We start from the raw sequence: 11606 nt of genomic DNA, 5'->3' as shown, positions 1-11606 counted from the left end.
CCAATTTAAAGTCTAGCATCAGGCTCGTTTTCGCGAACCTCCGTTTCTGCCTATTCCAAAACAGCAATTTTTCTACCGGAAATTCCAAAATGCCAAGCGCAGCAAGAGGTGCGAACCTCCCAGGGAATTCATGTGCGCTTGAGGTCCGCACTTCATACTATTGTCGTCGATAAGCCTAACGTAAAGCGTGTTCTAAACGCTCGGAAATCGGCGGCTCGTTAACCGCTGATCTTGAACTCAACATATCATCGGGACCAAACGGCGTCAAGAGCACGACACGCATAAACAGGTCCACCGTTACCCCAGCTGTTTCCATACCAAAACCACGCCAAAAGGCACAACCCCGTTAACCCCCCGGGGCTGTGCCTTGCCGCTCCGATATGCGCCGATCCGACAATATGCCCGCTTTCCGCCCGCTTATCGGATCGAAACGTTGTAATGTCTGAGCCACAGATCGGTCTGCCACAAATAAGCGAACAGCTGTGGGCCGCCCATGAGCTGGCCGAACCACGGCGTATTGCTGGCCGCCTGTTCGGACTCCGCGAGCTCCCGCACTTTTTTTACATTAATAAGCGGCAGGAGCGGAGAGGACGGATCATCCAGAACGTCCAGCAGCAGTTGCTTGACCGCAGCGAGATAGTTCGGATTGTGCGTCTTCGGATATGGGCTTTTTTTGCGGTACAGCACGTCGTCCGGCAGCACGCCGCGCAGCGCTTGGCGCAGGATGCCTTTTTCGCGGTCGCCGGCGGTTTTGATCGCCCACGGAATGTTCCATACGTATTCGACGAGCCGATGGTCGCAGTAAGGTACGCGAACCTCCAGTCCGACCGCCATGCTCATCCGGTCTTTGCGGTCCAGCAGCGTCGGCATGAAGCGGGTAATGTTCAGGTAAGACATCTCCCTCATACGCCGCTCCCGGTCGTTTTCGCCGGCGAGGCGGGGCACTTCGGCGATCGCTTCCTCATAACGTTCGCGAATGTAATCGAGCGGCCGGATCCAGGCCACTGCGTCGGGCGAGAGCAGATCGGCGCGTACGGCGGATGCGAGCGACCAGGGAAAAGTGTTCGCGTTCAGCGCATCTTCGCGATGAAACCACGGATAGCCGCCGAAAATTTCATCCGCCGCCTCTCCGGAGAGCGCGACGGTCGCTTCTTTCTTGATTTCCCGGCAAAACAGCAGCAGCGACGCGTCCACGTCGGCCATTCCCGGCAAATCCCTCGCCAGTACGGCATCGCGGAGCGCGGCCGCAAGCTCGGGCGTGTCGAACGTCACCGCGTGGTGGACGGTGCCCAGATGGCTGCTCATCCGTTCGATCCACGGGGCATCGGCGCCCGGCTGAAAAGCATGCGCCCGAAAATGCTTGTCATTGTCCGCGTAGTCGACCGAGAACGTATGCACCGCACCCTGGCCGGTCCGGTTGTAATAATCGACGGCAAGCGCCGTCAGGGCGCTGGAGTCGAGCCCGCCGGACAGCAGCGTGCAGATCGGCACATCCGATACGAGCTGGCGCTCCACCGTATCGCGCAGCAGCTCGCCGACCCGTTCGGCAGTCGCTTCCTCGTTCTCTTCGTGCGGACGGACTTCAAGCTGCCAATAGATCCGTTCGGCAATGCCTTCGCGCGACACCTTCAGCCAGCGGCCGGGGCGCAATTCCTCCAGATGGTGATAAACGCCGTGTCCCGGCGTGCGTGCCGGCCCGATCGCGAATATTTCGGCCAAGCCTTCCGCTCCGATTTCGGCGCTGACGGCGGGATGAGCCAATATCGCCTTCGGCTCGGAACCGAAAATGAACAATCCGTCGATCCGGCTGAAAAACAACGGCTTTACGCCAAGCCGGTCGCGGGCGAGAAACAGCTCCTCGCGTGCACCGTCCCAAACGGCGAAGGCGAAAATGCCGTTCAGCCGCTCCAGGCAAGCAGCCCCCCATTCCATGTAGGCGACAAGCAGCACTTCCGTGTCGCAAGTTGTCGTAAAGCGACGTCCCCGGTTTTCCAGCTCACGTTTCAATTCCGCAGCGTTGTATAATTCTCCGTTGTATACGATGACATAAGCATCCTCTTCCGACGAGCGGATCATGGGCTGCGCTCCGTTCTCAGGGTCGATCACCGCAAGGCGGCGATGTCCGAGCGCGCACGGTCCGGCGATCCACGTGCCGGCTGCGTCCGGTCCGCGAGCAGCGAGCGTTTCGGTCATCCTTTCCAGGATGTCGCTTTGCCGGGTCAGGTCACGGGTCCAATCGATCCAACCGGTGATGCCGCACATGTTCTCATCCCTCTCTTTGCTGAACTCCCTCTGCAATCATAAAACAGGTATATGCGTAAGACCGGATAAAATGTCTGTCCCCAAGGGAAGCTAGCGTAAGAAGGCACAGGCGGGCGATGGAAAGGAGGATTTTCGAGCATGGATAACGGAGGGGGCGAGACGGCTCGCAAACGTTATTACGTATCGGTCGGAGCCGGCCAAATTTTGGAGGATCCGACCGCGGCGCCCTATGAGTTGGTCATCATGGCGAACGAAGAAGAGCTGAACCGGCTGCAGGAGTTGTTCGAGGAAATAAGCAGCTTCGATGAAGCGCAGGCGTTTCACTTTGGCTCGCACCCGTTTGGCAAAGCGACGAGACAGGAAATCGACGGCGGCTACAGCTATTTGATCGATTCGATTTATCGTCTGTTGTACGAATGCGGAACGGATGAAACGAAACGCCATATTGAATCGATGCAGTTGTTATAATCGCGGCTTTGCGCGGGCGTTACCGCGAATTTTCTTAATAAGGAGGGATAACCGGTGAGTGAAACGAAACAGAACAAAGGCAACCAGTATGCGCAAAAAGGCGAGACGTTTGCGGAAAATGTCCTGGATAAAAATGTGAAGCAGCCGGCGCAAAACAATCCGAGCGAAAGCGTTCGGCGCTAATCCGGCATTCCCGGTTTTCCATAAGACATAACGACCATGCGGCGAGCATATCGTGAATAGTGGGGAAACAAGAACGATCCATGGGAGAGGAGCCGGCCGGGAAGAGCCATCCTGGGACATGGAGGAATGGGAATGAGCGCGGAACTGCTTATTCAATTACTCATGCTCGTCGTGATGATCATCGGTCTAGCCGGCCTGTCGGATCGCTCGTAAGTTTCCTTGCTGGGACGGGATGCGCGTTTTCTTCCTGACGCGCCGCTCCCGTTTTTTTGTTTTTTGAAAGACCGCGGGGCGGCTAATCACGAAGCTCCAGGACCTTATTCGCTCGCTCCAGCCCGCTGTGAAACTGCCACCAGTCCCGAAATTGCTTGCTATTACTCCGGCTCGCGGCGGCTGGCATCCGGAAGATGAGACAATAGAGGACAATGCTGCAAAAGTGCAGTATTTCCGGGGGGAAATGAACCAAAACTCGAAAATTTCTGCGATAATGCAATTTTTTGCCCCCGTTCAAGCCAGACAAGCGAAAACCGCCCCAAAATACTGTATTTTCGCAGGATTTTGCATCATAGTCATCTATTCGGGCCAAAGTTCCTGTATTTTTGCAACTTTTTCGCCAAAGCGATCAGCCCGAAGAAGGGGGCGCTAAAGGCGGGACACCGACGGAGGACGACGATTTGACGGAAGGCGCGGACGGTTAAAGAGGCAAAAACAAAGACCGCGACAGGCGCGGTCTTGTGGCATATGTATTCACTGGCGTCCCAGGAGGGATTCGAACCCCCGACCGACGGCTTAGAAGGCCGTTGCTCTATCCAGCTGAGCTACTGGGACAAATTTTCAGCGCATCCGTTCGGGGATGCCGCTAAGTCGCAATGCTGGAGCGGGTGAAGGGAATCGAACCCTCGCCTCAAGCTTGGGAAGCTGGCGTTCTACCATTGAACTACACCCGCACAGTACTAGTTAATATATCATAATCGCCGGATCGAATCAATGGGAAAAATTCATTTTTGCGACAAAATCCTTTTTTATTTTAGAATCGTCGTGATATAATCAATCCAACTGAAAGCATAGCGACACGAGCGCTTGAATGACAAGGCGGTGTTACCATTACAGCTCCGAACGATCCGCCTCGTGAAGATAAAGGCGGCAAAGAAAACGTCTACCTCTTTCCGAAGATGCTGGACCATTACCAGATTCAATTGACGCGCCTGCTGGAAGCGGAGCAATACGGGGAAGCGAAGGCGCTCCTCCGTTTTCTTCTCCAGGTCCGGGGGGAAGAGCGCCGGAATTACGAAGAGTGGGAAAATTTGCTGACATGGCTGAATATGGCTTTTCCGGACAGCGAAACGTCCGAAGAAGACGACGATGGCGATGAGGAGGAGAAGCTGCGCCAGGACGCGCTGAATCCTGCCGACCATGACGAGGCCTATGTCAGGCAGGTGCTGTACATTATGCGCCATCACCCGATGATGGATCAGCAAATATTGGCTATCGAGCGGGCGGTGCATCTTCGGCATGAGGACGTCGACCGGGAAATTATCGAATGGCTCGAAGAAGAAGATGTGCATCCGGTCGTGCAGTTCAAAGCGCTGCAATGCCTTCGCAAACGCGGAGCGCAAGGCGTGCTTGCGCTGGAACGGCTCGGCGAGACGATCCAGGTGGAGATCGGGGATGTTCCGCTGACGATGAACGATTTTCCCGAACCGGTATTGCGCGTGCTGGAACGGGTAGAGGCGAGCGTGGAGGCGGACGATCCGACGCTTCCTCATTTTGCCCGCGAACTTTGGAAAGAGAGCTTGCAGTTCCTATACGGCACTTCGGCTTACAAACGGCTGCTGCAGGACGACGATGAGACGGTGGACTGTTACGCGGCGGCGCTTCATCTCACGCTGCTGCTGACCGTATATGGCTCGGCGGATGAAGAAGAGGTGAGGGATACGTACGGCATTACCGGCGAGCTGCGCTTCCGGTATGAGCAGGCGTACCGCTCTTTGCGGCAGATTACCGATTTTCACTCGGATGAAAGCGGGCCCGAGCCTTGAAATCCGCTAGGATGTAATTTATAATGGAATGGTTTATTGAGCGTGACTCCCGTTTAAAATAGGATGTGTAATTCGGAGGGGAAAGCATAAAATGAAAGCAACCTGGGAAAAAATAGACAAGAACGTCGTCGCGATCGACGTGGAAGTCGATGCCGAAAAAGTAGCCGAGGCGCTTGACAAGGCTTTTAAGAAAGTCGTGGCCAAAGTAAACGTGCCCGGATTCCGCAAAGGCAAAGTGCCGCGTGCGATATTCGAAGCGCGCTTCGGCGTCGAGAGCCTGTATCAGGACGCGATCGACATTATTCTGCCGGACGCTTATGCCGATGCCGTGAAAGAAACCGGCGTTCAGCCCGTTGACCGCCCGGAAATCGACGTCGAGCAATTCGGCAAAGGACAAGCCTTCAAATTCAAGGCGAAGGTTACGGTAAAGCCGGAAGTGAAATTGGGCGAGTACAAAGGTCTGGAAGTTCCCGCCGGCAATACGGAAGTGACCGAAGAGGAAATTAACGCCGAGCTGGAACGGCTGCAGCAGCGTCACGCCGAGTTGGTCGTAGTCGAAGAAGATGCGGCTCAGAACGGGGACATTACGATCATCGATTTCGAAGGCTTCGTCGACGGCGAGCCGTTCGAGGGAGGCAAGGGCGAGCGCTACAATCTCGAGCTCGGCTCGGGTTCGTTCATCCCCGGCTTCGAGGAGCAGATTGTCGGCATGCGTACGGGGGACTACAAAGATGTGGAAGTGACGTTCCCGGAAAATTACCACGCCGAGAATCTGGCAGGCAAACCGGCGGTCTTCAAAGTGAAGCTTCATGAGATCAAACGGAAAAATTTGCCGGCTCTCGACGATGAATTCGCCAAAGACGTCAGCGAGTTCGAAACGCTTGAGGAGTTCAAGCAAGATCTGGCTGCGAAGCTGAAAGAGCGCAAAGAGAAAGAAAACGAGCAGGCCCGCGAAACCGCGGTTGTGGAAAAAGCGGCGGAAGCGGCCGAAATCGACATCCCCGAAGTGATGATCGAGAACGAAACGGACTACATGATTCGCGATTTCGAGAACCGCCTGCGGATGCAGGGGATGAATCTCGAGCTGTATTACCAATTCTCCGGTCAAGATGAGGCGCAACTGCGCGAGCAGATGAAGGGCGACGCCGAGAAGCGCGTCCGCAATACGCTTGTACTGGAGCAAATCGCTAAAGTCGAAAATATCGAAGTGACCGACGAGGATGTACAAGCCGAGCTGGAGAAGCTTGCCGAACAGTACAAACGTCCGGTGGACGAGTTGAAGGAGCTGTTCGAACGCAACGGAACGCTCGACAACCTGAAAGAAGATCTGTCCATTCGCAAAACGGTTCGGTTTTTGCTTGAAAACAGCAAACAAACGAGCGAAGTCGCATAACGCGAACCGGTACGAAGGCTTCGATAACGAAATTGGGCACGTGAAAACTACCACGTGCCTTATTTTACCACCGAAATACATACCAGCTTCCTTCGCGACGCCGGAACGGCAAGGCGAAACGAAGCTTCTCCCGTCGATCGGGATCTTACATAACACATACTGGCGAAATCAGGCGCATTCCCGGTACATAAGCGGCGGATCTGTTCGTATACTGTATAAAGGCGAGAAAATGACAGCGAACGGCCGACGTGTTACAATGTATTATGCAAGTCACAGTCCAATAAGAAAAGAGGTTGGTCGTCATGAATTTGGTACCGATTGTCGTCGAGCAAACGAATCGTGGTGAGCGTTCTTACGATATATACTCCCGCCTGCTGAAGGACCGGATCATTTTCCTGGGCAGCGCCATTGATGACGACGTGGCCAATTCCGTCATCGCGCAGTTGCTGTTTCTGACCGCTGACGATCCGGACAAGGATATTCACTTGTATATTAACTCGCCCGGCGGTTCGGTAACTGCCGGTCTGGGCATTTACGATACGATGCAATATATCAAGCCCGACGTATCCACCATTTGCGTCGGGTTGGCGGCCAGCATGGGTTCTCTGTTGCTGACTGCCGGCGCCAAGGGCAAGCGGTTCGCGCTGCCGAACAGTGAAGTCATGATACACCAGCCGCTCGGCGGCGTCCGGGGACAGGCGACGGACATCAAAATCCATGCTGACTGGATTTTGAGGACGAAGCAAAAGTTGAACCAGATTTATGTAGAACGTACAGGTCAGCCGTACGAAAAAATCGACCGCGACACCGACCGCGACTACTTTATGAGCGCGGAGGAAGCGATGGCCTACGGGCTGATCGACAAGGTCATCGACAAGCCGTTGTCGGCCGTCTGACCAATTGGAACGAAGGAGTGAAGACATGTTTAAATTTAACGACGAGAAAGGCCAGCTGAAATGTTCCTTCTGCGGCAAGTCGCAGGATCAGGTTCGCAAGCTGGTAGCCGGTCCGGGCGTTTATATATGTGACGAGTGCATCGAACTGTGCACGGAAATTGTGGAAGAGGAGCTCGGCCACGAAGAAGAGCTCGAAATGAAAGACATTCCGAAGCCACGGGATATTCGCAACATTCTCGACCAATACGTCATCGGGCAAGACAACGCGAAGAAGTCGCTGGCTGTTGCGGTTTACAACCACTACAAGCGAATCAATTCGCAGAGCAAGATCGAGGATGTCGAGCTTCAGAAGAGCAACATTTTGCTGCTCGGCCCGACGGGCTCGGGCAAGACGCTGCTCGCTCAGACGATGGCCAAAATTTTGAACGTGCCGTTCGCCATCGCGGACGCCACGTCGTTGACGGAAGCGGGATACGTCGGAGAAGACGTCGAGAATATTTTGCTGAAGCTGATTCAGGCTGCCGACTATGACGTCGAGAAAGCCGAGCGCGGCATCATCTACATCGACGAGATCGACAAAGTGGCCCGCAAATCCGAAAACCCGTCGATTACGCGCGACGTGTCCGGAGAAGGCGTGCAGCAGGCGCTGCTCAAAATTCTTGAAGGCACGGTCGCTTCGGTGCCGCCGCAAGGCGGGCGGAAGCATCCGCATCAGGAGTTCATCCAGATCGATACGACGAACATTCTGTTCATCTGCGGCGGCGCCTTCGACGGGCTGGAGCAGATTATCAAGCGCAGAATCGGCAAAAAGGTGATCGGCTTCAACACGGCGGGCGACGGCCAGAAAGATTTGAAGCCGGGCGAATACCTGTCGATGGTTTTGCCGGAGGATCTGCTTAAATTCGGCCTTATTCCGGAGTTTGTCGGCCGTCTGCCGGTCATCTCGACGCTGGAGCCGCTTGACGAGAAGGCGCTTGTCCGCATCCTGTCCGAGCCGAAGAACGCGCTGGTCAAACAGTACCAGAAGCTGCTGGAGATGGACAATGTCAAACTGGAGTTCGAGCCGGCGGCGCTTGAAGCGATCGCCAAGGAAGCGATCAAGCGCAATACGGGTGCGCGCGGATTGCGCGCCATTATCGAAGGGATTATGCTGGATGTGATGTATGAGGTGCCGTCCCGGGACGACGTGGGCACCTGCGTCATTACCGAGAAGGTCGTACAGGAACGCATTATGCCGGAGTTGACGTCCAAGAAAGGGAAGAAGAAGGAAGAAAGCGCCTGATTGCAGGGGCGGCCGATTACCGTCATCGATTCCACCCTCCGGGCGGCTCGGACAGCCGCAGCCGGCGGGTGGACTTTGGCGTTATGGGAGAGATTCCTTATGTATTTGCGACAACAAACGCGGCCTGTCAAAGTCGGAAACTTGACGATCGGCGGCTCGAATGAAGTAATCATCCAAAGCATGTGCACGACGAAAACGGCGGATGTCGAAGCGACCGTGGCGGAAATTCTCCGTCTGGAGGAAGCGGGTTGCCAAATCGTCCGCGTAACGGTGAACAACAAGGAAGCGGCGGAAGCGCTGAAGGAGATCAAGAAACGGATTCATATTCCGCTCGTCGCGGATATCCATTTCGATTACCGGCTGGCGCTTGCCGCCATTGAGAACGGCGTGGACAAAGTCCGCATCAATCCGGGCAATATCGGCCGCCGCGAGAAAGTCGAGGCGGTCGTCAAAGCGTGCAAGGAGCGGGGCATCCCGATCCGGATCGGCGTCAATGCCGGTTCGCTTGAAAATCATCTGCTTGAAAAATACGGCTATCCGACGCCGGAAGCGATGGTCGAAAGCGCCTTGTACCATATCGGTATTCTGGAAGACCTGGACTTCCATGACATTATCGTTTCGCTTAAAGCTTCGGACGTGCCGATGGCCATCAAGGCGTACACGATGGCGGCCGAGAAAATTGCCTATCCGCTCCATCTCGGCATTACGGAGGCCGGAACGCTTCACGCCGGTACGATCAAAAGCTCCGCGGGCATCGGCGCGCTGCTGGCGATGGGCATCGGCAACACGGTTCGGATCAGTCTGAGCGCCGACCCGGTCGAAGAGGTGAAGGTCGCCCGGGAGCTGCTCAAAACATTCGGCCTCATTACGAATGCGGCGACGCTCGTCTCCTGTCCGACCTGCGGCCGTCTCGATATCGACCTGTTCTCCATCGCCAACGAGGTGGAGGAGTATATCGCGAACATCAAAGTGCCGATCAAAGTGTCGGTGCTGGGCTGCGCGGTGAACGGTCCGGGCGAGGCGCGCGAAGCCGACATCGGCATCGCCGGCGCCCGCGGGGAAGGGATGCTGTTCCGTTACGGCGAAATGATCCGCAAAGTTCCGGAAGCCGAGCTGCTGAACGAACTGAAAAAAGAAATCGACAACATCGTGCGGGTATACGAGGAAACGGGCGAAATTCCCGGACGTAAACGCCAGCACGCATAATCGCATCCAAAACCTTCGGCGGCGCGCCCCGAAAACGGCGCGTACCGAAGGTTTTTTTCTCCCTGGAACGGCGATTATTCCTCGCAAGCGGAGGCAATACTGTAGAGTATGACTTTACTGCCGGTTTTTGCTTGAGAGGAGCGAGGAACAAATGACATTAAGCGTCGTGTTGATGCTGATCCAGGTATTTTTTGCGGTCGTGATCGGACTGTACTTTTGGAATTTGCTGCGCAATCAGAAAACGAACCGTTCGGCAGTCGACCGCGAGTCGCGCAAGGAGATGGACAAGCTGCGGAAGCTGCGCTCCATTTCCCTGACGAAGCCGCTGGCGGAGAAGACGAGACCGCAGACGATGCACGATATTGTCGGTCAGCGAGACGGCCTGCGCGCGCTCAAGGCCGCCTTGTGCAGCGCCAATCCGCAGCACGTTATCATATATGGCCCTCCGGGCGTCGGCAAAACGGCGGCCGCGCGCGTCGTATTGGAGGAAGCGAAAAAAAATCCCGCATCCCCGTTTTTGCCGGATGCGAAATTTACGGAGATCGATGCGACGACGGCCCGGTTCGACGAACGGGGCATCGCCGATCCGCTTATCGGCTCGGTGCACGATCCGATCTATCAAGGGGCGGGCGCCATGGGCGTCGCCGGTATTCCGCAGCCCAAGCCGGGAGCGGTGACGAAGGCGCACGGCGGCCTGCTGTTTATCGACGAGATCGGCGAATTGCATCCGATCCAGATGAATAAGTTATTAAAAGTGCTGGAAGACCGGAGAGTGTTTCTCGAAAGCGCGTATTACAATTCGGAAGACACGAACATTCCGAGCTACATTCACGATATATTCGAGAACGGACTTCCCGCCGATTTCCGTCTTGTCGGCGCGACGACGCGGTCTCCGCAAGAGATTCCGCCCGCGCTTCGTTCGAGATGCATGGAAGTCTACTTCCGTCCGCTGCTTGCGGACGAAATCGGTCAGATCGCCGAGCACGCGGTCAAAAAAATCGGATTTCCCCCTTGTCCGGCAGCGATCGAAGTGGTCAAAAAATATGCGACGAACGGCCGCGAAGCCGTAAACGTCATCCAATTGGCCGCCGGGCTTGCGCTGTCCGAGAAGCGATCTGAAATTACGGCGGCCGATGTGGAATGGGTAGTCAACAGCAGCCAAATTCCGCCTCGTCCCGACCGGAAGGTACCGTCCGCCCCGCAGATCGGTCTGGTCAACGGCCTGGCCGTCTACGGGCCGAATATGGGGACGCTGCTTGAAATCGAGGTCAGTGCCATCCCGGTCAAGAACGGCAAAGGGCAGTATACGATTACGGGCGTAGTGGACGAGGAGGAGCTCGGCGGAGGGCAGCGGACGCTGCGCCGCAAAAGCATGGCGAAGGGGTCGGTAGAAAATGTGCTGACCGTGCTGCGCCGCCTGGACATGAAGCCGGAAAATTACGATCTGCATATCAATTTTCCCGGCGGCACGCCGATCGACGGCCCTTCCGCCGGCGTTGCCATGGCGACGGCGATCGCTTCGGCCATCAAGGGGATACCCGTGGACAACAAGCTGGCGATGACCGGTGAGGTGAGCATTCACGGCAACGTGAAGCCGGTCGGTGGCGTGCTGGCCAAGGTGGAGGCCGCTTTTCAGGCGGGAGCGGAACGCGTCATCGTCCCGAAGGAGAACTGGCAGGCCATATTCGAGGATTTGCAGGGATTGAAGGTCATACCGTGCGAACGCGTGGAAGAAGTGTTCGACATCGTTTTTCCGGCGGAGCACAAAGCTTCGATTCCGGTGGAGACGCCCGCCGCGGGCGATGTATATATCGCGTCGAATCTGCCCTATTTGCAGGCCGATTCGGCAGAATGATAAAATGGGAATGCAGAAGATT

The 11606-nt window shown here is 55.9% G+C and carries 9 protein-coding genes and 2 tRNA genes; 8 read left to right on the top strand and 3 right to left on the bottom strand.

Going from position 1 to position 11606, the window contains the following annotated elements; genetic code table 11:
* Positions 1–417: 417 nt before the first annotated feature.
* Positions 418–2262, bottom strand: coding sequence for an asparagine synthase (glutamine-hydrolyzing) (gene asnB / locus ABEV74_RS06885; protein ID WP_062491850.1), 1845 nt, complete (start codon positions 2260–2262; stop codon positions 418–420).
* Between the two features lie 138 nt (positions 2263–2400).
* Here asnB and ABEV74_RS06880 point away from each other — a divergent pair, with 138 nt between their 5' ends.
* Together ABEV74_RS06880 and ABEV74_RS06875 are read left to right on the top strand one after the other, a co-directional pair.
* The gene (locus ABEV74_RS06880; RefSeq protein WP_062491853.1) at positions 2401–2730 is read left to right on the top strand and encodes a hypothetical protein; all 330 of its coding nucleotides are present in this window, start codon (positions 2401–2403) and stop codon (positions 2728–2730) included.
* 54 nt (positions 2731–2784) lie between these two features.
* Complete coding sequence (locus ABEV74_RS06875; protein WP_280515273.1) at positions 2785–2913, top strand: hypothetical protein; 129 nt, start codon at positions 2785–2787, stop codon at positions 2911–2913.
* 751 nt (positions 2914–3664) lie between these two features.
* Here the strand turns inward: ABEV74_RS06875 and ABEV74_RS06870 are convergent.
* A tRNA-Arg gene (locus ABEV74_RS06870) sits at positions 3665–3741 on the bottom strand.
* A 45-nt stretch (positions 3742–3786) separates the two neighbouring features.
* A tRNA-Gly gene (locus tag ABEV74_RS06865) sits at positions 3787–3860 on the bottom strand.
* A gap of 225 nt (positions 3861–4085) precedes the next feature.
* Here ABEV74_RS06865 and ABEV74_RS06860 point away from each other — a divergent pair.
* From ABEV74_RS06860 to lonB, 6 genes are all read left to right on the top strand, one after another.
* On the top strand, positions 4086–4952 hold the full coding sequence (locus ABEV74_RS06860; RefSeq protein ID WP_430144640.1) for a hypothetical protein: 867 nt from the start codon (positions 4086–4088) through the stop codon (positions 4950–4952).
* Between the two features lie 91 nt (positions 4953–5043).
* A complete protein-coding gene (tig, locus tag ABEV74_RS06855; protein ID WP_062491871.1) occupies positions 5044–6345 on the top strand; it encodes a trigger factor in 1302 nt (433 codons plus the stop codon).
* Positions 6346–6647: 302 nt separating this feature from the next.
* The gene (clpP, locus tag ABEV74_RS06850) at positions 6648–7241 is read left to right on the top strand and encodes an ATP-dependent Clp endopeptidase proteolytic subunit ClpP (RefSeq protein ID WP_430144637.1); all 594 of its coding nucleotides are present in this window, start codon (positions 6648–6650) and stop codon (positions 7239–7241) included.
* Positions 7242–7266: 25 nt separating this feature from the next.
* Positions 7267–8523 (top strand): ATP-dependent protease ATP-binding subunit ClpX, encoded by a 1257-nt coding sequence (clpX, locus tag ABEV74_RS06845; RefSeq protein WP_430144635.1) that lies wholly within the window; start codon positions 7267–7269, stop codon positions 8521–8523.
* A 99-nt stretch (positions 8524–8622) separates the two neighbouring features.
* Positions 8623–9729: a flavodoxin-dependent (E)-4-hydroxy-3-methylbut-2-enyl-diphosphate synthase gene (ispG, locus tag ABEV74_RS06840; RefSeq protein ID WP_062491877.1), complete on the top strand. Its 1107-nt coding sequence runs from the start codon at positions 8623–8625 to the stop codon at positions 9727–9729.
* Between the two features lie 151 nt (positions 9730–9880).
* Complete coding sequence (gene lonB, locus ABEV74_RS06835) at positions 9881–11584, top strand: ATP-dependent protease LonB (protein ID WP_430144632.1); 1704 nt, start codon at positions 9881–9883, stop codon at positions 11582–11584.
* Positions 11585–11606: the final 22 nt, after the last annotated feature.

It is taken from the genome of Paenibacillus cisolokensis, from assembly GCF_050481165.1.
Taxonomy (GTDB): Bacteria; Bacillota; Bacilli; order Paenibacillales; family Paenibacillaceae; genus Paenibacillus_AH; species Paenibacillus_AH cisolokensis.
This window is presented reverse-complemented; position numbering and strand designations above follow the sequence as displayed.